This is a genomic window from Desulforhopalus glucosivorans (assembly GCF_054397165.1).
Window position 1 is genome coordinate 1,706,098 of record NZ_AP044854.1, and the last position, 20,802, is coordinate 1,726,899.

Sequence of the window (20,802 nt, forward strand, 5' to 3'; positions counted from 1 at the left end):
ACTTTATTTTTTTAAGTACAGTGGCACTCCACAGGAGACGAGGGCGACTTCATCCGCCATCTTTCCGATGGTTTGATTAACTGTTCCAACCAGATCTCTATATAATCTGGCCAGCGCATTGTCAGGCACAATTCCAAGACCTACCTCATTGGTTACGCAGACGAGAGTACCTGAAAAATTTTCAGCTGCTCTCAGCCACTGGAGGGCAAGATCTCTGATTGCAGAATCACTGAGGACATCATCCTTTTGTTCAAATGAAAACAATACATTATTTACCCACAGGGTTACGCAGTCAAGCAGCACCACGTCGTACTTATGGACATCGTTTTCAAAGGTCCTGTGGAGGTCAATTGGTTCTTCAACCGTAACCCAACCTCTACCTTCCCTTTCCGCTTTATGGCGGATAACTCTATCGCTCATCTCTGTGTCAATGGTTGGGCAAGTGGCGATGAAAAGTTTTTTGTCTGAGATTTGCTCGCAAACATCAAGGGCAAATGAACTTTTTCCGCTTCTGGCTCCACCTGTTATAAGAATTATTTTAGCCACAGTTATCCTTTTAAATTAAGACCTGTTAACACCCCACCTTGAGGGTGTAATCGCACTGTTGAATAGCAGCCTGATTGAATTTCAAAAAGAAGATACTGTTCACCAGGTATCCGAAGTAAGCTACAGAGTAGATGCCGTATGATGCCACCGTGGCAAACCACAAGAATCCGTTCACCATCTGTTTGGTATAAAAAATCGGTGGTAGTTGTTATCCGCTTTTTAAAATCAATGAGTGATTCACCTTCAGGAAAACGGAATGTTTCAGGTTTCTGTACCCAACGATCAACCTCATCCTGATCATTTTGTATAATTTCCTGAAATGTTTTCTTCTCCCAACGACCAAAATCAATTTCTCGCAGAAAATCGAGAATTTGAACAGGGGGAGAACCTGTAAGGTGTGCTGCAGTCTCTGTACAGCGTTTCATTGGGCTGCACATTACAGCATCAAAATCTACACTGGAGAGAAACCCACAGCTTTTTTTAACCTCTTCAATTCCTCTTGGTGAAAGTGAAACATCCGAAGAACCAATATATTGATTTTTAAGGCCTGTATCCCCATGTCTTAGCAGGTATATTTCCTTGTCCGGCATTGTATTGCAATCCTCATAGAAACAAATCTGATTAAAAAGGAAAAAACTTACTAAGAACTGATGATCAGCACAATAAAATTATGTCATAATCAAACTATAAATAACTTTTTAGCCTTGAAATCCTAGCCCCTTAAAATTGCTTACAATTTCTAGCTCATTCATTGAGCTCCATGTAACTGCTTCCAACTCCTGAATACTCACTGGAGATAGGCATTTATGGTTACTTTAAAGAATTGTTTTAGAGAAATTTGTGATTAGAGGGATCTAATGATATCATTAATTAATTGTGATTGAATATGTGTAAATAAGTGCACAAAAACTGCTACAAAGATTGTTACTAATCGTCGGTCACCTTTGTATTACGCTACCTGCGTAAAGAGGTTCAACATGGGGAAGGTATCTGTGAGAGAAGGCAGAGTATGTATCATAAAAACTGATGAGTTAACGACTGTAAAAGAGGGTCTGGACCAGATGAAAACGGCCATCATCGAATGCACAGCCTCCGAAGGCAATGATCATTCTACGCTCGACACATTTGTGTTCGTTGATTTATCTCTTTTTAATATTATTAATTCGAGTGTAATAGGAGTGTTGGGTTCTGTACTCATGAACCCTCGGATCCGAATGCTCGGACTCTGCGGTGTCCAGCCTCCAGTTGTAGACATCCTGACACGTTTTGGAGTCATTGCCCCCGAAGTACCAAATGATTTCATAGCCCATGATGAGCTTAAAGGAGGCATGAGCAAGGTAATGACTTTTGACACAATAGAACATGGGCTAGGCTGTCTGAACCCAACCTAACCAATGTTCAACGTACTCTTTACTTCAACGCATTATCCTTACTTCTTTAAAATTCTGGCAAGAAGATCCTTTGCAAAATCAAGATCCGGGTCAATTGTCAGCGAGATTGTTAAGAACTCTACAGCCTGCTCCACCTTTCCAAGCTTACTGTAGTTCACTCCAAGATTGGCATAATCAATACCTGACGCCGGGTTAAGATCAACAGCTCTTTGAAAATGAACAATGGCTTGTTCGTAATTTTCTTTTTTAAAGTAACAAACGCCTAAGGTGTTGTGCAGATCAGGGCGTTCTTCGTCTGCTTCGAGACCTGCTGTCAGTTTTTCAATTGCCTCATCGAACTTACCCAGGTCTTTAAGACAACTACCCATAAAAGAATATATATATGGCAGGTCTTCATCTTCAGGATTTTTCTTTAATGCCGCATCAAAATGAGAAAGAGCGGATTCAGGAAAACCCATGGTGACGTAGTTACGCCCCCTGTAAAACTCAAGGTAATAAGCCTCTGGTAATAGTGACTCCATCTGAATCAATTTTTCTTCAAGAACCTGGGCGTCATCTGTTAGCTCGACCACAAGTTTTGCAGAAAACAGACCCACATCATTGATCATCGAGCGTTCTCTGAAGTGAGCTCCAGGAACAATGGTGTAAAAAGCAGGTATATTGAGTTTGTCGTGAGTCACATCAATCATCAGCACATCCATACCAATGTTTTTGATGGCATCAACACAGTTCATAACCTCTGTTTTGATATTATCATCACTTATATTAACAATATTTTGAACAGCAACTGTATCATTGGTGTCAGTTAAGTAGTCCACTTCCTCCATGGATAGCGGCTTTGGCAAACCCGAGGCAACATAGTTTGAATCTGAATTAAAATCTCCTGCAAGCTGGGCAATCTCGGTCACAGCACGGATAATTGCTTTTTCAGGTTCAGGAGTTGTACCTGCAGTATACACAATTTCACTCTTGCCCGGAAAGGTAGAGCGATCAATAGCAAGGGCACCGATTGTACATACACCGGTATCAAGACTAAAATCATTAAGATATAATTCAATATTGTTATCAGAGAATTTTCGTAACAACTTCACTGCAACAGGGTCTTTGACTGAATCAAAATCAATTTTAGGGGTTTTAGTCTTCTGGTTATTAATAACAGAACAGACATGTCGCTCAACAATCTCGCAAATACCCTGAAGTGCAGCTTCTTCATTTGTGTTCCCAGCAGATGGTCCATTAAATTCATTAATGGCAAAAAACCAGGAAAACGGAATAAGTACATCAGTTCCTTTTGTAATGTTAGTCCCCCAGGCCCATTGCATAGGGATTCCATCCAGCAACTTTTCCAGTAAACTGATATCAGTTGTTTCGTCGTGAACAGACTGGAGGAGATACTTGAGATCAAGTACAGGATGGCCTGCTGCGATCATTTCTTTGTAATCGCCGGTTACAAAATTTCCGCTATTATTTTTATAGGCAAAAAATGAAAATCGTTCCGCAAGCTCCATACAAGCGGAGGCCTCGGCCTGCACAGGTGAAGCGCCCTTTCCCATCTGCTTCTTGGTGCCGGTGAGTTGTTTTGCATCATCCCCACATACCGAAAAGTAAACAGGTATATCAAGGCGACCATTGTCAATTCGTCTGACTTCATTGAGAATATTAATCTCAAGGGCCTCAACCTTAGAGTAGAATCTCTTTAAGGTTTCTTCAGGTGTGATTGCCTTATCCTGATCTTCAGTAAACGCCTTAAAGCAGTCGTTAAATATAATAGATTTTTTCTTCATTTTTAGATTATCGCCCTGAGCGATTGAAAGTGTTGAGCTTGTGTTAGATATCTGGTTTATCACACTATAATGGGAGTTTCATAATGATCAACGCCCAGCTTAAATATCGTTACTATACTATTGTTTTATCGACAATTATCAGGAAACACATATCTGATTTCCTTGAGAAGGGCCTGATACCTGGAACTGGCAAGCAAGGTGAAGCAACGACCACCATCGGCTGCTAGTTGTACATCGATGGTAAGTACCTCTTGGGGGAGAATCTCAGACGCTCTTTTGGACCATTCGATTACCGTGAGTCCTTTTTTGAAAAAATACTCATCAAAACCTAGAGACAGCACATCGTCCGCGCCAAAAAGCCTGTAAAAATCCATATGATATAGAGGTATCTTTCCTGTATATTCATGCAGTACGGCAAATGATGGACTTGATACATATTGACCATCTTCAAGATCTAGTCCTCTGGCGATGGATTGGGTAAGCGTTGTTTTACCTGCGCCAAGATCACCATCAAGGCAATAAATGAAGCCGGGCTCCGCTTTTGTACCTAACAAAAAACCAAATCTCTCAGTGTCCGAGAGTGTTTGTAGTGTAAATGTATACGATTCCATAATTATGTAAAAAAGAGGAATGTATGCCACGAAGACAGATAAATTGCATCAAAAAAAAGCCCCCGCCTGCGTTGCATCGTAGGCGAGGGCTATAAACTAAAATTTATGGGACTACACCAGCTTATTGACGTCTTCAGCCTGAAGCCCCTTATCTGTCTTAGCAATTGAAAACTCGACCGATTCACCTTCCTCAAGACTTCTAAACCCGTCACCCTCAATAGCGCTGTAGTGTACAAAAATATCAGATTCACCGTCCGGCCTTTCCAAAAATCCGTACCCTTTACTTGCATTAAACCATTTAACTTTTCCTTTCACCCTATCAGACATTCCAACCTCCCCCACGAAATTAGGCTAGTCAGACGATCAAGCTCTATGACGAAGCCCGTATTAGTAATGTACTCGTAATACAATCTTCCTAACAAACAGGATGTATAATAAATTGGTATCAGAAAAAACGGTTAAAAGTCAAGGTAAAACGGCCATATTCTCCGTGGAAATAGAGATTACTCTTTCATGCTGAGTTTCATTAAACGATCTTTACAGGACAGTCGCTATTGTTTCCACCAGGTCATGAGTAGATCAAAAGGATTGTAATAGAGTGGAAGAGTTGAAGGCTGTCTAAAATCGGCTCGATAACTCAGGCGATGGAAAGAGAGATACCAGTTCGGAATAGTATAATAACCATACCATAATACCCGGTCCAGAGCCCTGCATGCTGCTGTTAGCTCCTCTTGGTTTGTGGCATAAATAATTTTATCTACAAGATTATCTACCACCGGCAAATGAACGCCTGCATAATTTCTTGAACCTTCTTTAGAAACTGAACTTGAGTGCCAATAGCTTACCTGCTCATTGCCCGGGGATTGCGATTGCGCAAAACTTGAGACAATCATATCATAATCAAAAGACTTTACCCGGGATACATATAGGGCGGGATCAATTGTGCGATAATGAACGGTTATACCAAGTCGTCTAAGATTGTTTGCAAAACCGGCCAGGACTCTTTCAAATGACTGGTTTGCTAAAAGAAAATCAAATGAGAATATTTCGCCCTCTTTGTTTTTTAATAGTCCCTGTTCAATATTCCAACCAGCTTCTTTAAGGAGATTTTTGGCTGCAAGGAGATTGTTTCGTAAATCATCATCTTTATCAACTCTTGGCGGTGACAGCTCCTCGGTGAAAACCTCCAAAGGAAGATCATCTTTAAATGGTAGCAAATATTCTAATTCAAGCCCTGTAGGTAAGCCCTCTGCTGCCAGGAGAGAATTACTAAAGAACGAATTATTTCTTTTATATTGACCATGGAAAAGAGCTTCGTTAATCCACTCAAAATTTAAAGCAAGGCCAAGAGCTTTTCTGACCCTCACGTCTTGAAAAAGTGAGCGCCTGGTATTCATGGTAAAGCCCTGCATTCCTGCAATATTTTTATGGGGATAACTTTTTTTGACAAGGGTGCCATTCTCAAACCCTCTACCCTTGAGATCACGCGCCCACTGTTTTGCGATATTAATTGAGATAAAGTCAAATTCGCCCGCCTTAAATGCCTCAAGTGCGACTGTATTATCCTTATAATATTTAACTACAATCTCATCATAGTTATACATACCCGCTCTTGTCGGATGATCAACAGCCCAGTATTCATGATTTCGCCGATAGGTAATAGATTTACCTGGATCTATATTACTGACAATATACGGTCCTGAGCCAATGGGATAGAAGGAGTTATCAGTGAGCTGTGGCTTGTCTGAGAAAAACGACTCATGGCCTTTTGCTGGCATTATTTTCATCTGGGCTACAATAAGATGCATCTCCCGATTCGCATTCTTAAAATGAACACGAATACGAGACTCACCTAATAACTGGTAGCCTGCGATGTCCTGATAATAACTGTTATAAAATGGATGGACATTGCTTCCGGTAAGAGTGTCAATGGTATAGCCAACATCTTGAGCTGTAACAGCTGAACCATCAGAAAAACGAGCATTTTCATTGAGGGTGAACGTGACAGATTTGTGGTCAGACGCAACTGATATATCTTTTGCAAGCAGACCATAGACTGCAAAGGGTTCATCTAAACTTTTTTCGCATAACGGCTCATAGAGAAACTCTTCAAGCCCGTAGGCAACAGTGCCCTTAAGTGTAAAGGGGTTAACCTTATCAAAACTGCCGAGATCATGGAGGATAAGCTTCCCTCCTTTTTCAGCCTCGGAAGACGTGTAATTAAAATGGCTGAAATTCTTCGGGTATTTGAGTTGGCCGTCAATAGAATCGCCATGTTGGGCAAAGGATGAGACAGTTGAAAAGGCAAGAAGGAAGAGAGTTTGCCAGAGTAGTCTCATTGGTTTGAACTGTTGGAAGTGTCTTGAGTATCGAATAAAAATGGGCCATTTAGCTTTGTTAGCTAAACGGCCCATCTGTTTTAAAGCCCTAATGCTTGTAATTTTTCAAGCGAGTCGTGCTGTTCTTCGGTCAGCTCCTGAGGTACATTGACCCCAATCTTTACAAATAAGTCTCCCCTTTCGCCCAAAGGTCCGGTGGGGAGTCCATATCCACGAATACGAAGCTTTGAGTCATGGGGGGTTCCTGAGGCAACCTTCACCATAAATTTTTTCCCCTCAAGGGTCGTAACCTCTACCTTTGTCCCAAGACAGGCTTCGCTAAACGATATAAGCCTCTGGATGACGAGATCATCGCCCTTACGGGTAAAATTTTCATCGTCTTTAATATCGACCTTGAGGTACAAATCTCCAGCCGGGCCACCATTACGTGACTCAGCGCCCTTTCCCTGTAACCGAAGTTTCTTTCCCGCTTCAATCCCTCTTGGAATCTTAACTGAGACATTATGGGCAGCCCCATTTTTACGAAGAGATATGGTTTTTTCTGCACCATTAAGTACATCTTCAAGGCTTATGGTAATTTGATAGGTCATATCCTGACCTTTTTCTGGTCCGGAATGACATCCTCCTCCACCGCAGCCTCCTCCGTTACCACCTTGATTAAAGAAAGACCCAAAAGGATTTCCGCCCATGGAACCTCCTGCTGATCTGAAACCACCACCTCCTCCGCCGCCTGAAAATTGGCGCAGGATATCGTTTATGTCAAAGCCTCTGAAGATATCTTCCTGGGAATAACGCTGACGAAAATCTGTGGAACCGTAGGTATCATATTGCTGTTTTTTTTCGGAGTCTGAGAGAACCGCATAGGCCTCACTGATCTCTTTGAACTTTGCTTCAGAACTCTTATCCCCCTTGTTCTTATCAGGATGGTACTTGAGAGCAAGTTTTCTATACGCCTTCTTGATTTCTGTTTGGGATGAACTTTTATCAACCCCTAGAACTTTATAATAATCCATATCTGTATCTTAAAATTGAGCTAAATCTTAATGAAAAAATATTGTTTTTTTATGTTTGAACAATAGGAATACTTTGATGCGGCGTCAACGTTATTCTAAAGAGAAAGTAAAGATAAAACTTGTATTTACTAGCAATGTTATCTCTTAAAAACATCATCTCAACGCCACCTGTTTAATAAGCACGGAAATATATATTGAGTAACGCGTTATAATATTGATGAATTTCGTTAAAAAATGGTTGTTGGACGTAGCTCGATTTTCGCTATTTTCAGTGTATCGCCCAAAACACGCTCATAGCACAACTTCTTCATTTTTCAGAATGCACATCAAGTCGCCCAGGTCTTAAGTCTTACTCATTGTCTGGCTGACGAAGTTGTCATTGTTATAAAAAAAATCAGGTAATTGTCGTTTTTTGCATTACACGTTATACAATGGTATACACCACAACTTTTAAATCACTCCACCTCTTTTATATAGTGAGCCAAAATCAGCATAAACGGTGGACAGAACTGCAGATTATTAGCTTGAAATTTAATATCAATTACTAAGAGTATTTTCATGGATTCAGTTTTGCAACAACAGTTAGAACAGTTAGAGTCTTCTTCGATCCACCTTGGCCTGCGAGATTGCCTTCATGGAATTGAAAAAGAGGGATTAAGGGTCGCACCATCAGGCAAGTTATCAAGATCCCCACATCCAAAACGACTTGGCTCACCGCTAACAAACGGTAGTGTCACCACTGATTTTTCTGAATCTCTACTTGAACTGATTACACCTGTCTTTGATCAACCGGAAGCGGCGCTGGATTATTTACAAAATGTACATCAGTTCACCTATTCCCATCTTGGTGATGAGGTTATATGGGCAGGGAGTATGCCGTGTACCATTAATGACCCTGAAACAATTCCCATTGCCGATTTTGGTTCATCGAATATGGGAATGATGAAACATCTCTATCGGATTGGTTTGAAAAATCGCTACGGAAGCATGATGCAGTCAATTGCAGGAATCCACTACAATTTTTCATTTTCTGATGAGTTTTGGGAAAAACTTCATGTCACAAAGAACAGTTCAGTTTCACTCCAGGACTTTAGGTCAGAATCCTATTTCACCTTGATCCGTAATTTTCGGCGCCACTCGTGGCTTCTCCTCTACCTTTTTGGCGCATCTCCTGCCTTGTCCGACTCTTTTTTGGCTGGGAAACAGCATGACCTTAAACGTTTGAATAAAAACACTCTCTATCTCCCATACGCGACCTCTTTGCGCATGAGTGATCTTGGATATTCCACCACCGCTCAATCATCGCTCAACATATGCTTCAACCATCTGGGAACGTATAGTAAATCGCTCTATGACGCCGTACACACTATCCATCCGGCATATGAAAAAATTGGTGTGAAAGTTGATGGCCATTACAAACAATTGGCAGCCACCATTTTGCAGATTGAAAACGAGTATTACAGTGACGTTCGACCAAAGAGAGTGGCGAAAAATGATGAAACCTCACTTCAGGCGCTCACCAGAAGAGGCGTTGAGTATATTGAAATTCGGAACACTGACATTAATCCGCTATTACCGCTAGGAATAGATTTTGAGCAAGCTACCTTCCTTGATACGTTTCTCATATCATGTCTCTTTATGGGAGATGATCTGCTTTCCCCTGAAGAATGTAAATACGCCTACGAAAATCAACAAAAGATAACGACCAGAGGTAGAGAACCAGGACTAAAATTATCTATGCCGGGTGGAGACCTATCAGTGAAAGATGCCGGAGAAAAATTACTTGCAGACCTATTGATCACTGCGGAGCTTTTAGATAGCTTACACAATACAGATCAGCATAAGAAATCGGTATCAGCTCAATTAGAAAAGTTACATGACTCATCGCTCACTCCATCTGCTATCATTGTCGATTCTTTAGTCAAATCTGGAACTGGGTACCATGACTGGATTTTATCAAAAAGCATCGAACATAAAAATAGTCTTGCCGCAATCGGGGTTAATAAGGATTTACAAACCAAGCTTGAGGCTCAGGTTCATCAATCTATACAAGAGCAACAACAAATAGAAAATAATGATACTCTTAGTTTTGATGATTATTTACAGATAGCAAGAACAGGCGATACTGAGCCGATTACTAGGGCTTAGCTATAGGATTAATCTGTGATTTAGAAAAGATAAGTAATATATTTTCTAGGGAGTGATACAGATGTTTCAGTATGAATCTTTATAAAGTGAGCCTTTTGCAAAAATAGTATTTTCGTCCAATATCAAGGCCTGTGAAAAATTTTACCACAGGCATATAATTAATATTCCGAGGATAAAATTTTGAACAAAACGAAGACATTGGACGCAAAAACACCTTTGCAAGTGGTTCAAGTGTAAATGTCCATTTTATAAAGGTTCTGGTCTTTAGGACCTTACTCCTGAGCCTCTGTTAAGGAACAAAAAACTCAGGAATTGTTTTTGAAGCCCTACGTTTAGTAGGGCCACCAGATAGTGGAGATAGTGAGACCTTCGAGACACTTATCCGGTTCATCGGGGTTAGATTTTAAATTTACCAACCACCTCGCCCAGCTGCTGAGCAAGAACAAGAAGATCGTTTGCGCTTTCACTCACCTTTGTCGAACTAGACTTCATCTCAGTTGCCACATCATCTACCTTAGATATTGTTCCGGCGATGTCTTTTGCTACGTTTGAGTTATCAGCCACCCTCTCATTGACTTCTGCAATACCCAGTGCTGCCTGGGAAACATTTTCAGATATTTCTTGGGTTGTTACAGCCTGTTCTTCAACAGCTGTTGCAATAGTCGACACCAAATCGTTTACAGAATGTATTACCTCAGTAATGTCCTCAATTTCTGTAACAGTGGTTCCAGTGGTTTGCTGAATTCCTTCAATACGGCTTTTAATATCCTGGGTAGCATTAGCGGTCTGTTTAGCAAGTTCTTTAATTTCGTTTGCGACAACTGCAAATCCCCTTCCCGCATCACCTGCCCTGGCTGCCTCAATTGTAGCATTTAAAGCAAGAAGATTTGTCTGTTCTGAAATTTCTGTGATAACTTCAGTGACCTTACTAATTTGTTGAGCGGCAGAGCCCAATTCATTAACTTGTTGGGAGGCCACTTGTGTCTTTTCAACTGCTTTACCGGTGACTACACGAGCTTTTTCAGAATTACTGGCAATCTCGTTAACTGTAGATGTCATTTCTTCTGTTGCTGCTGCGACCATATTTACGTTTGTAGCTGCTTGTTCACTTGCAGCAGCCACCGAGTCCATCTGATCACTGAGGTGCTGCGAGGCAGTCGACGCCGCCTTTGCCTGGTCTGACATAGTATTTGCGCCAGACAAAACAACATCGGCAACGTCGAGCATTTCAGAGGACGAACTATGTAGAGTATTAGAGTTTCCTGTTATATCGGTTAATAAACCCTGCATTCTTTTAATAAACCTGTTGAAAACTGCGGCTAACGTTCCGATTTCATCACGGCTTTTCAGGTCGAGCCGTTTGGTCAAGTCGCCCTCACCTTCAACCAGATCTATAACCATGGCATGTAACTCTTTTAACGGCTTAACTGCTTGAAGCCGCAACAATATAATTATGGCGACTATAAGTAGGATGACCACCAAAAGAGCAATACCAATCTGAATCATCGTGGCCTGGGTCATTGATGAATCCACAGATGCTTCAAAGTCAGCGATCCGCTGCGCACTGATAGCTTTCTCTTCTTCCATTGCAGCCAAAAGCCTTTTATCAGAATAGTAAATGGTAACACTTCCAACTTTTTCATCGTTAACAAAGCTGTCGGATGATTCAGAAAATTCTTTATTTATAGGTACATCTTTGGGCAGTGCATCTTTAGACTCTATTCCAGGATTTTTCCAGATCGCAAAAAACGGCTCACCAACATCATCGAGCACTTCAACTGCCATAATATCTGGTAATTTTATATATCCAGAAAGCATCCTTTCCATTGAGACGGTATCAAAACTGTAGAGCAAGGTAGCGCTCGCACCAGCAAGCATTTCAATGTTACTTGAAATAGATTCTTTAAGTTCCTGTTGTTTGACCGAGCCCTGTTTTTTTATAATTGTTTCAACTTCGCTCGTGTATTGGCTGAATATTGAAGTGACGAGATTGTGCTCGAGGTAATTGGAAACAGCCGTGTTCAAGCCTAAAAGCAACATTATAAGAGCCCCAGAACTTACTGAGGTTTTAAGAGCTATACTGATTGATTTCGGCAGGTTCTTCTTGGTTTTATTTGTGTTAGTCATCCATCCTTCTCCGTTATTAAGACTATCGTCTGCAATCACTTTAGTACCTTACTCCAGAAAAGCTGGTATAAAAAACAAGATAACTGGAGAACATTTTAAGTTAGAAGAAGTATATCACCGGGATTTTAAAAACCAAAATCCACAGCAAGTATTTTTTAAAAAAAATTGTAGATAACAGCAGGGTTGCGGTAAAAAGGCATCTTTAACTGGAGGCAAATTCCAGGTAAGACGGAACATGACGTATTGACCTTCATGTAAATGAAGTCAGTACTTTATTTTAACATCCAAATCGAGAGGAATATGTGTAGTACCTTACTCAGAACAAGCTGTCATAAAAAACAGGTAGCCTAGACTCCGAGAAATTGAGTGTATGAAAACTTGCTGATATCGCACTCTTTACAGATTGGTACTTATCCAGGGATACTAAAAAATTCCGTTTGTCCGGTTAGATTTTTTATTTAAAGCTGGTTCTAACAGAATAGGGCTTAGGTTCTTTATCTTTGTTGAGTGCGTTGGCCATTGCAATCCGCTGATTCTTACCTGTAAAAAGTCGGAGTTGCGTTACCCGCTCCCAAAACAGTGTTAGCCGGGTATCCTTTTTCCACGTTTTTTTGAATAAATATTTTGTGGCGGCAATCGCATCAGGACTTTTCTCACAGATTGTTTTGGCAAGCGTTTCTGCTTCGACAAGTGGATTTTTGCTCACCTTGCTTATCAGACCATACTCCGCCCCATCAACTCCGCTAAAAAATCGGCCTGTCATTGTAAGTTCCTGAGCAATATCCACTCTTGTTAGGCGAGACAAGGTCACCATACCACTCATGTCTGGGATTAAGCCCCATTTCATTTCTAGAATCGAAAGGTTTGCATCAGGAGTTGCAATTCGATAATCACAAGCCAATATAATCTGCATACCTCCCCCAAAACAATTACCGTGCACCACGGCAAGTACAGGAACCGACAAATCCCTCCAAATATGTGCCACCCTCTGGAACATGTTGTCTTTTGACCATGGAAGCTTCGCGAAGTACTTAGGCACCATTATCGGGTTTTTCGCGACATATCCAAAATCTAATCCTGCACAAAAAGATGGGCCATTACCTTGCATGATAACACATCGTATTGTTGGGTCTTTCCTAATCTTTTTTGCAGTGGAAACCAGTGCCAAAAGCATCTTTTCATCAAGACCATTATGCTTATCCGGCCGATTCAGGGTAACGTAGGCAACCCCATGCCGTAATTCAAACAATACCCCAGAGTCATCTAACATAATATTTATGGTGTGAAGGTTATGTAACAGACGAGCCACATCTTACGTTAACGTATAATATATCAATTATTTTATCGCCTGGCTATATTATTTTCAAAAAGACCTCCTCAGATTGCAAAAAATATTTTTTTCTATGTAAACAAGATATTATAGTGTTTGTTATAGTGCTGAAAAGCACATATACACAGTTGCATGCTCCCCAAAAACACATATTATCTCTTTCAAAAAAGGTGAACTTATGAACATTGCAATAACAGCAGACGGTGATGCACTAGACAACAATGTCTTTAGTGAGTTTTCCAAGACACCGTACTTGCTCATAGTTAATGTTGACACTATGCAGTGCACAGCCATCCCCCATGCGATACGTCCAGGATCTGACGAAGAACTTGCCCAAATTATACTGGACTATAATTGTGAAGCGGTCATTACAGGAAAACTTGAAGAGAAGGCATTCAATCTGCTGGCAGATAATAGTATAACACGTTATGCGGCAGCTCATATGTTAGTCAGCAAATCATTGGAGCAGATGGATAACAGAAAATTGGAATTTATTCGTAATGTAGAGGGATCTTCTTCCTGCTCGGGTCACCACTACAATAGTCGCAGTTAACACCATACCGGAAAAAAATAGCAAGACAATCATCCATGGGTTTCAGCAAGTTTTTCGAACATGCGTCCAAGTCCAGTGGTAAGCGTGTAGATTGACTCAACGGGAAGGTTCTTATCCGCAGTAATATCAAAAAATAGATTTAAATATGAATCTAACCCCTCTTCGGAGTGATTGTAGCAGATGAGGATAGGTAAGAGCGGTAAGGGCTTGATGATAAGAGAAATATCTGAGTCAAAATGTTTTTCAACAGGCTTACCATTGAATACATCGATGATGTCTTCGAAAAAAGTAGGGTTTGAATCTGCAACTTTTTTAAAAAGATTAACACATTGATGCTCAAAGAACCTCGTCCAATCCTTTGACATTTCAAGTTCTTTAAACGGAACCCATTTTTGGGTAACAGGTAATCCTTGTCCCTGTAAAATATAGTGTAATACTGGGGGGACCAACCAACGGTTGGTATGAATTATCGTAGAAACTTCACCCTTTGAATCTACACTGAAATCTTTACCAAGCACTTTTAGCGTCAGTTTATTACCTGCAAACTTTTCCCCTAGCACCTTTGCTCGTGCTTCTAAATCAGTTACTGAAACCTCTTGTTTTAATTGAGTTAAGGCCATCTGGTAATCCTGTTCGGCCCGCGATTCTCTCTTACCCTGGTCTTCACCATAGATATTAAGAGTTTTCTTATCAATAAAAGGACATTCACTGAGCGCAGCTCGACTTTGAAATACAGCTGCCGCAAAGGCGAGACATGTAGGCTTGTTACACTGTTTACAATTTGTCTTTTCCAATAATTTAAAAACATCCATGGCACTGGTGATTTTTGCCATTTTAAGATAACTCCCGGTTATTGTTAATTGCGCTTTATCACTGTTTTTTAATGTAACGGATCAGATTTTATTATTCTTTACAAGAAATTGATGCTGGTGTGTGATATTTTAGCATCATCAACTACTATAGAGAGGAAGTATTACGGTACACGTTCTTCATCTCGCTCTATTCTGGCCATGTGCACTCCCCGACTAAAGATTGACACCATTGTCAATTTACCTTCATTTATGATTACAAATGATAGTCTATGTCAAGATAATTCCAGGCTATTATGCCTTGATGACAGAAGATAAGCATATATACTCACACTCACTTTATACAAAGACAGTAATATAACCTCCGGTAATTGATTTAATCAATTATACAAAAAACCTTTCAACAAAATTGTACTGGTGTTATACACTCAACGGTTTACACTTTTCTAGTTTTGGCGGTCACCTTTTTTAGGCGTTTCCTCTATGCTTCAAGATCCAATGCAGTTTGTACTGTAAAACAAAATAGTTGTTATGAAATCACATCTACGAAGGTTACTTCCAGGAGAAAACACTCGTCTTCTGGCCGTAGCTGCGTTTATCGGACTGATGTCTGGTATACTCAACATCGTCTTCCGCACCACGGTTCATCTCGTTGATGAATATATCTTTAATGGTGGAAAAGAATTACTACAGATTGACCTGGGTGGATACCACCTGCTTCTTCTCCCACTTATCCCAATGTTTGGGATGGTCCTTCTTATTCCATTAACCTTGCTATTTCCTGGAGAAGTCAACGGTTACGGCTTTACCAAATTTCTCCGCAAGGTAAATCTTGAAGGCGGATATTTACGTATCCGCACTATATATATAAAAATACTATCAACTGCCATAACAATAGGAACTGGGAATTCTGCTGGTGTAGAGGGGCCAATCGCTCAGATTGGCGGTGCCATGGGCTCTCAAGTTGGTCAGTTTTTTCGTGTCTCCGGCAATAGAATGAAACTCTATATAGCGGCTGGTTGTGCCGGTGGAATTGCTGGAATGTTCAATGCACCCATTGCAGGTATTTTTTTTGCAGCTGAAATAGTTCTTCTTGGCACCTATGAAATTTCTTCATTTTCTGCTCTTATCACAGCTTCAGCAATTTCAACCGTCGTTACCCGCTCATACTTTGGAGAGGCATCTCTTTTTACTATTCCCCAATACGATGTGGTTAACCATTTCGTAGAGTTGCCACTGTATTGTCTGCTAGCCGCACTCACAGGTTTGCTGGCTGTCTTTCATATAAAAGTTTTTTACTGGGTGCGGGACTTTTACCAGAACCTGAAGATACCCTTTCTGCTCAAACCTATTACAGGTGCCTTTATTGTAGGCTCAATAGGAATAATGTTCCCTCAGGTTATGGGGGATGGATATCACTTTATTGAAACTGTTTTATATGGTGGTGCGATGAGTAATTATCTTTTCTGCCTCATCTTCCTTAAAGTGTTGGCAACTGCAATTACCCTGGGCTCTGGAGGGGCTGGAGGCGTTTTTGCCCCTGCCCTTTTTATAGGAACCATGATTGGAGGAAGCTTTGGAGGCTTTGTCCACAATCTTTTTCCAGATAGTACAGCGGGCCCTGGAGCTTACGCATCTGTTGGCATAGGTGCTTTTCTCGCAGCATCGACCCACGCTCCTCTCACTGCCATCTTTTTACTCTTTGAGATGACCGGAAACTATGAAATTATTGTTCCTGCCATGCTCGCCTCTATCATAGGAACAATGGCTGCTACCTGGCTAAATGAAGATTCCATCGATACCGTTGATTTCAGCCGTGAGGGAATAAATATCCATGAAGGTCGAGAAGTGGCCATTATGAAATCTCTTCGGGTGGGACTTGCTATCACAGAGGATGTGGATGTTATAAGTGAAGAAGCAAATATCAATCAGTTACTCATGACATTTAGTGAAACAAAAAGCGGATTTTATTTCCCTGTAATTGGTGATACAGGAAAAATGACCGGAATAATATCTATGACAGACGTCAAAAATATTATTCACAGGGACTCTTCTGAAAGATCAGCTCAAACTGTTGGCTCTATCTGTCAAACAGATATCATAATGCTTACCCCTGATGATACATTATATAAAGCTATGCAGCTTTTTGACATAAAAGGTATTCAGGAAATACCCGTTGTAGAGTCCATGGACAACCGTTGGGTTTTGGGTATGCTAAAACGACGCAGCGTTATTTCTGCGTACAACAGAGAAGTACTCAAAAAAGGCATCAGTGAAAAGGTTGGCTCAATTCGCGTCTCGCACCCTGCATAATTCTAATGCTTAAGCTTAAACCGTAATAACTGAGCAAAACAAATACAATATAGCAATGACTTATCGAAAACTTCTTTTTATGTTTGGAGTCTGGATGTTTGTCTATCCACTAGTTACAGGCATTCTGTACTTGATCCGTGCTCTTGATCTATCCCTTGCTGTTGCCGAACAAACCTTGATTACTACATTGATCCTTGTACCCCTTATGGTCAACTGGATCGTTCCTTTTGTAAAAAAAGCAACTGACAAATTATAGAAGAGCCTCATATTATAGCTTGTCTCACTGTCAATTTATAGGGCAATACTCAAGTACAAAATGTAATGGAGGAAATAATCATGACCAAATATGGTTTTCTGGGCATAGGTATTATGGGAAAAGCGATGGTAGTCAATCTCCTTAATGCTGGCCTTGATGTCACAGTCTGGAACAGAACAGCTGAAAGCTGTCAACCTCTTGTGAAACTAGGAGCAAAACAGGCTGGCACCCCAAAAGAAGTTGTTAGTAATTGTGATATTACCTTTGGCATGGTTTCCGATCCTGCAGCAGCAATGGCACTCTGCTTTAATGATGGTGGAGTCATTGAAGGGATCTCTGTTGGAAAATCTTACGTTGATGTTTCTACTGTTGATGCCGACACTTCAAACAAAATTAATGATGCAATTACAGCAAAAGGCGGCAGGTTTTTAGAAGCTCCTGTCTCCGGAAGTAAAAAACCGGCAGAGGATGGGGCACTGGTGTTTCTCTGTGCTGGAGATGAATCTCTCTACAAGGATGCTGAGAATGCCTTAAGTATCATGGGCAAAAAATCATTTTATTTTTCTGAGCCTGGTCAAGGGGCTAAGATGAAACTCGTCATCAATATGGTGATGGGTACTATGATGACAGCACTTGCTGAAGGCCTCTCACTGGGTGCTAAAGCAGGACTTGAAAAAACTGACATCCTTGAGGTTTTAACCCAGGGAGCCATCAATAATCCAATGTTTCAACTTAAAGGTCCTCAAATGGTAGAGGGTAATTTCCCTCCAGCATTTCCTCTAAAACATATGCAAAAAGATATGCGCCTGGCCTTGTTGCTTGGCGATTCCTGCAATCAGATGCTAAACACAAGCAGTGCAGCAAATAATGCCTATATCAAAGCAAAAAATAATGACTGTAGTGATGAAGATTTTTCAGCAGTTATAAAAGCCATTGAATAGTTAAGGCCTAAAATTATCGATATACGGTTGACATTGACCTTTTTGACCATGTTTTTTGATACCTAAATATTACAATTAACACGTTTACCGGAGATGCGAGGCACCGGAGTTGCGGACGTATAAATATACTTCAAAACTCCGGTCACAAAGTAAATTCGCTGAATTTGTTAATCCCGAAGGATAGTAATCAACGGTTCATGGCAATCAGATCATACCTTGGCCACCATAGATAAGAGAACTGAATATGGACCAGCCTTTACCAGAAAGCGTCATTAGCAGGATCCGAAAGCTTGAAGAGGAAATCAAAACAATCAAGTTACAGCATGAAAAAACTGCAAAAAAGAATCTAGAAAAATACAGAAGGGTTCTCGATGCAACATCCGAAGGATTTCTTGAACTAGACTTAGAGTTCAATATTATTGACTACAATACTGCAATTGAGGAATTGACAGGACGATCGGGCAAAACTCTTCTTCAAACTCCTGTTGATGACTTGTACGACAAGCGTTCTGTTTTTGTTCATTTTGCTGATAAAAACCATTTGAGTTTTGAGGCAGTTTTTTATAACCAAACTGGAGAAGATAGAATTCTTCTGTATAAACGGAGTGTTTTGCGAGACAAAAGCGGCCTCCCAAATGGCTTTCTTGTCTTTTTAACCGAACTCACAGAACTCAAAAAGGCTCAGGATGATCTGAAAGTAGTTGAAACTAGATATAAAAATATTTACAAAAATGCAGCACAGGGAATGTATCAATGTCGCTTAGATGGAACTATTGTAAGAGTCAATCCTGCCTTTGCAAAAATTTTTGGTTATGAACAAACAACTGAACTCATAAAAAATATACCTAATATTAGAACGCTCTACAAGACAACTAATGATCGCTTGCAGTTCGTATCTGAGCTCACACATAACCGGGTAATAACCAATTACGAAATGGAGATGCTCCACCGTGATGGAAAATCTGTTTGGGTAATGATAAATGCCAGATTAACAGAAGAATCCGAAGGCCCCCCATTAATTGACGGGATTCTCATTGATAATACTAAGAAGAGAATGGCTCAAATAAAGTTGCATCGCAGTAGGGAGCGCTTTCGCCATCTTGCAAACCACGATAGCCTGACAGGCCTGTTCAACACGAGATATCTCTACAAATCCCTCGACAAACTGACAGCTGAAAGTGATGAAACCAGAGAGCCCTTTTCACTCGTCTTTCTTGATATGGACAATTTTAAACATATCGTTGATACCTACGGTCACCTCAATGGAAGCCAAGCACTTAAAGAGGTTGCTGAAACATTCAAACAATGTTTGGTAAATCGTTCTTTTGGCGTTGCATATGGCGGGGATGAATTTGTACTTGTCTTACCACAAACCGAAAAAAAAGAAGCGCTGACAATTGTCGAAAAAATCCGTAACCTTATGAAAAACACTGTCTATTTGCGCAAAAAAGACCTCAAAGTCAAAATGTCTGCGAGTTTTGGTGTCGCTGTTTACCCAGATGACGCAGACGACAGTGTTGGACTCCTCGCCCTTGCAGATGAGGCGATGTTTCATGTGAAATCATCAGGAAAAAATGCAGTTGGTATTTCAAGCGATATTTAATCCTCAAACGCGCGACATTGGTTTTACGTTTATTTAACGCTGCTTGAGCAAATCTGTTTTTTTCTTATACATTGACCGCCCCCATAAAATTCACAATTAAAGCCATATTCGTACTATCTAAGCTCAGGAACTGTACCTTCCGTTACATTTCACCACTTCTCACATCACTGTTGTCTCGATATATTTGAGTTCCTCCCGTACTCTCTTTCAAAATTTCCGAAAAATGAGTGGTTGTCATGGAGTAATTATTGTAGCATTAAGATTCCGTGAACGTTAACGTAACACTCCAAACTTAACAGGGAGCGATATATGCAATTGGTCCAGTGGGAAAAACTAAACGATACTGCTGTTATTACAATGTGTAACGAGGCCAATCGACAAAATTTGATCTTCGCCAATGAAATGAATCTGTGTCTGGATCAGATAGAGGAGGATAATTCTATTTTTTCAATTGTTGTGACCTCTTCAGATGAAAAGAATTTCTCCCAGGGTGTTGATGTCGACTGGTTAAATAAGGCGTTTATCAGTCAGGACTTTGACTCAATCAAATCCTTCATGTATGAAATGAATAAGGTTTTTAAACGCTTGCTCCTTATGCCATTACCTGTCATCGCGGCTATCAATGGTCACGCCTTTGGAAATGGAGCTATTTTAGCCTGTGCGTGTGACTTCAGGTTTATGAGAAATGACAAAGGCTTCTTTTGCTTTCCGGAGGTCGATGTAAATATTCCTTTTCTTCCTGGTATGATAGCCTTTGTGAAAAAGGCAATTCCAGAATATCTGTTCAACGACATGCTGTTAACAGGTAGACGATTAAACGCAGAAGAACTTGAGCTCAATCATGTTATTATAAAAGCTTCCAAGGATCAGGATGAGTTGTTAGACCAGGCGATGACCTTCGCTAGCACATTCAAAAAACAACGGCCAATATTCGGGGAATTGAAAAAGCGAAAACATAAGGGAATTATTCAAGTCATCGATGAAGAAGATCCTCTATTTATTGAACCGCTTAATGTGAAAATGAGTTAATCCACGTTG

General features: G+C 40.5%; 17 protein-coding genes. 7 read left to right on the top strand and 10 right to left on the bottom strand.

The window, feature by feature from the left end; translation table 11 throughout:
* Positions 1-3: 3 nt before the first annotated feature.
* Both cobU and ACX6CI_RS07285 read right to left on the bottom strand, forming a co-directional pair.
* On the bottom strand, positions 4-546 hold the full coding sequence (gene cobU / locus ACX6CI_RS07280; protein WP_458777501.1) for a bifunctional adenosylcobinamide kinase/adenosylcobinamide-phosphate guanylyltransferase: 543 nt from the start codon (positions 544-546) through the stop codon (positions 4-6).
* 2 nt (positions 547-548) lie between these two features.
* Complete coding sequence (locus ACX6CI_RS07285) at positions 549-1,136, bottom strand: histidine phosphatase family protein (protein WP_458777502.1); 588 nt, start codon at positions 1,134-1,136, stop codon at positions 549-551.
* A gap of 387 nt (positions 1,137-1,523) precedes the next feature.
* On the opposite strand from ACX6CI_RS07285, the gene ACX6CI_RS07290 reads away from it, so the two are divergent.
* Complete coding sequence (locus ACX6CI_RS07290) at positions 1,524-1,937, top strand: hypothetical protein (protein ID WP_458777503.1); 414 nt, start codon at positions 1,524-1,526, stop codon at positions 1,935-1,937.
* Positions 1,938-1,975: 38 nt separating this feature from the next.
* Here the strand turns inward: ACX6CI_RS07290 and ACX6CI_RS07295 are convergent, their stop codons facing one another.
* The 5 genes from ACX6CI_RS07295 to ACX6CI_RS07315 all read right to left on the bottom strand — a co-directional run bounded on the left by ACX6CI_RS07295 (position 1,976) and on the right by ACX6CI_RS07315 (position 7,684).
* The gene (locus ACX6CI_RS07295; protein ID WP_458777504.1) at positions 1,976-3,721 is read right to left on the bottom strand and encodes a YcaO-like family protein; all 1,746 of its coding nucleotides are present in this window, start codon (positions 3,719-3,721) and stop codon (positions 1,976-1,978) included.
* 125 nt (positions 3,722-3,846) lie between these two features.
* Positions 3,847-4,332 (bottom strand): tRNA (adenosine(37)-N6)-threonylcarbamoyltransferase complex ATPase subunit type 1 TsaE, encoded by a 486-nt coding sequence (gene tsaE, locus ACX6CI_RS07300; protein ID WP_458777505.1) that lies wholly within the window; start codon positions 4,330-4,332, stop codon positions 3,847-3,849.
* A 111-nt stretch (positions 4,333-4,443) separates the two neighbouring features.
* Positions 4,444-4,659 (bottom strand): cold-shock protein, encoded by a 216-nt coding sequence (locus ACX6CI_RS07305; RefSeq protein WP_458777506.1) that lies wholly within the window; start codon positions 4,657-4,659, stop codon positions 4,444-4,446.
* Between the two features lie 224 nt (positions 4,660-4,883).
* On the bottom strand, positions 4,884-6,671 hold the full coding sequence (locus tag ACX6CI_RS07310) for an extracellular solute-binding protein (protein WP_458777507.1): 1,788 nt from the start codon (positions 6,669-6,671) through the stop codon (positions 4,884-4,886).
* 80 nt (positions 6,672-6,751) lie between these two features.
* Positions 6,752-7,684, bottom strand: a complete 933-nt coding sequence (locus tag ACX6CI_RS07315) for a DnaJ C-terminal domain-containing protein (RefSeq protein WP_458777508.1) — start codon at positions 7,682-7,684, stop codon at positions 6,752-6,754.
* Positions 7,685-8,242: 558 nt separating this feature from the next.
* Between ACX6CI_RS07315 and gshA the strand changes: the two genes are divergently transcribed.
* The gene (gene gshA, locus ACX6CI_RS07320) at positions 8,243-9,832 is read left to right on the top strand and encodes a glutamate--cysteine ligase (RefSeq protein ID WP_458777509.1); all 1,590 of its coding nucleotides are present in this window, start codon (positions 8,243-8,245) and stop codon (positions 9,830-9,832) included.
* 396 nt (positions 9,833-10,228) lie between these two features.
* On the opposite strand, the gene ACX6CI_RS07325 is transcribed toward gshA, so the two are convergent.
* Both ACX6CI_RS07325 and ACX6CI_RS07330 read right to left on the bottom strand, forming a co-directional pair.
* The gene (locus ACX6CI_RS07325) at positions 10,229-11,959 is read right to left on the bottom strand and encodes a methyl-accepting chemotaxis protein (RefSeq protein ID WP_458777510.1); all 1,731 of its coding nucleotides are present in this window, start codon (positions 11,957-11,959) and stop codon (positions 10,229-10,231) included.
* A 454-nt stretch (positions 11,960-12,413) separates the two neighbouring features.
* Positions 12,414-13,229, bottom strand: coding sequence for a crotonase/enoyl-CoA hydratase family protein (locus tag ACX6CI_RS07330; RefSeq protein ID WP_458777511.1), 816 nt, complete (start codon positions 13,227-13,229; stop codon positions 12,414-12,416).
* A 238-nt stretch (positions 13,230-13,467) separates the two neighbouring features.
* Between ACX6CI_RS07330 and ACX6CI_RS07335 the strand changes: the two genes are divergently transcribed.
* Positions 13,468-13,842 carry a NifB/NifX family molybdenum-iron cluster-binding protein gene (locus tag ACX6CI_RS07335; RefSeq protein ID WP_458777512.1) on the top strand — a complete coding sequence of 125 codons (375 nt, stop codon included), beginning with the start codon at positions 13,468-13,470 and terminating at the stop codon, positions 13,840-13,842.
* Between the two features lie 29 nt (positions 13,843-13,871).
* Here the strand turns inward: ACX6CI_RS07335 and ACX6CI_RS07340 are convergent, their stop codons facing one another.
* Complete coding sequence (locus tag ACX6CI_RS07340; protein WP_458777513.1) at positions 13,872-14,675, bottom strand: DUF3786 domain-containing protein; 804 nt, start codon at positions 14,673-14,675, stop codon at positions 13,872-13,874.
* Positions 14,676-15,182: 507 nt separating this feature from the next.
* On the opposite strand from ACX6CI_RS07340, the gene ACX6CI_RS07345 reads away from it, so the two are divergent.
* The 4 genes from ACX6CI_RS07345 to ACX6CI_RS07360 all read left to right on the top strand — a co-directional run bounded on the left by ACX6CI_RS07345 (position 15,183) and on the right by ACX6CI_RS07360 (position 20,793).
* Positions 15,183-16,964, top strand: coding sequence for a chloride channel protein (locus tag ACX6CI_RS07345; protein WP_458777514.1), 1,782 nt, complete (start codon positions 15,183-15,185; stop codon positions 16,962-16,964).
* A 336-nt stretch (positions 16,965-17,300) separates the two neighbouring features.
* Positions 17,301-18,161 (top strand): NAD(P)-dependent oxidoreductase, encoded by an 861-nt coding sequence (locus tag ACX6CI_RS07350; RefSeq protein ID WP_458777515.1) that lies wholly within the window; start codon positions 17,301-17,303, stop codon positions 18,159-18,161.
* Between the two features lie 244 nt (positions 18,162-18,405).
* Complete coding sequence (locus tag ACX6CI_RS07355; RefSeq protein ID WP_458777516.1) at positions 18,406-19,764, top strand: sensor domain-containing diguanylate cyclase; 1,359 nt, start codon at positions 18,406-18,408, stop codon at positions 19,762-19,764.
* Between the two features lie 309 nt (positions 19,765-20,073).
* Positions 20,074-20,793: an enoyl-CoA hydratase/isomerase family protein gene (locus tag ACX6CI_RS07360; RefSeq protein WP_458777517.1), complete on the top strand. Its 720-nt coding sequence runs from the start codon at positions 20,074-20,076 to the stop codon at positions 20,791-20,793.
* The last annotated feature ends 9 nt before the right edge of the window (positions 20,794-20,802 follow it).

Coding starts and splice junctions, on each gene's coding strand:
- ACX6CI_RS07335 (WP_458777512.1), top strand. CDS start 13,468: ATGAACATTGCAATAACAGCAGACGGTGATGCACTAGACAACAATGTC.
- ACX6CI_RS07350 (WP_458777515.1), top strand. CDS start 17,301: ATGACCAAATATGGTTTTCTGGGCATAGGTATTATGGGAAAAGCGATG.
- ACX6CI_RS07305 (WP_458777506.1), bottom strand. CDS start 4,659: ATGTCTGATAGGGTGAAAGGAAAAGTTAAATGGTTTAATGCAAGTAAA.
- ACX6CI_RS07290 (WP_458777503.1), top strand. CDS start 1,524: ATGGGGAAGGTATCTGTGAGAGAAGGCAGAGTATGTATCATAAAAACT.
- ACX6CI_RS07310 (WP_458777507.1), bottom strand. CDS start 6,671: ATGAGACTACTCTGGCAAACTCTCTTCCTTCTTGCCTTTTCAACTGTC.
- ACX6CI_RS07340 (WP_458777513.1), bottom strand. CDS start 14,675: ATGGCAAAAATCACCAGTGCCATGGATGTTTTTAAATTATTGGAAAAG.
- ACX6CI_RS07285 (WP_458777502.1), bottom strand. CDS start 1,136: ATGCCGGACAAGGAAATATACCTGCTAAGACATGGGGATACAGGCCTT.
- ACX6CI_RS07330 (WP_458777511.1), bottom strand. CDS start 13,229: ATGTTAGATGACTCTGGGGTATTGTTTGAATTACGGCATGGGGTTGCC.
- ACX6CI_RS07345 (WP_458777514.1), top strand. CDS start 15,183: ATGAAATCACATCTACGAAGGTTACTTCCAGGAGAAAACACTCGTCTT.
- ACX6CI_RS07325 (WP_458777510.1), bottom strand. CDS start 11,959: ATGACTAACACAAATAAAACCAAGAAGAACCTGCCGAAATCAATCAGT.
- gshA (WP_458777509.1), top strand. CDS start 8,243: ATGGATTCAGTTTTGCAACAACAGTTAGAACAGTTAGAGTCTTCTTCG.
- ACX6CI_RS07360 (WP_458777517.1), top strand. CDS start 20,074: ATGCAATTGGTCCAGTGGGAAAAACTAAACGATACTGCTGTTATTACA.
- ACX6CI_RS07355 (WP_458777516.1), top strand. CDS start 18,406: ATGGACCAGCCTTTACCAGAAAGCGTCATTAGCAGGATCCGAAAGCTT.
- tsaE (WP_458777505.1), bottom strand. CDS start 4,332: ATGGAATCGTATACATTTACACTACAAACACTCTCGGACACTGAGAGA.
- ACX6CI_RS07315 (WP_458777508.1), bottom strand. CDS start 7,684: ATGGATTATTATAAAGTTCTAGGGGTTGATAAAAGTTCATCCCAAACA.
- ACX6CI_RS07295 (WP_458777504.1), bottom strand. CDS start 3,721: ATGAAGAAAAAATCTATTATATTTAACGACTGCTTTAAGGCGTTTACT.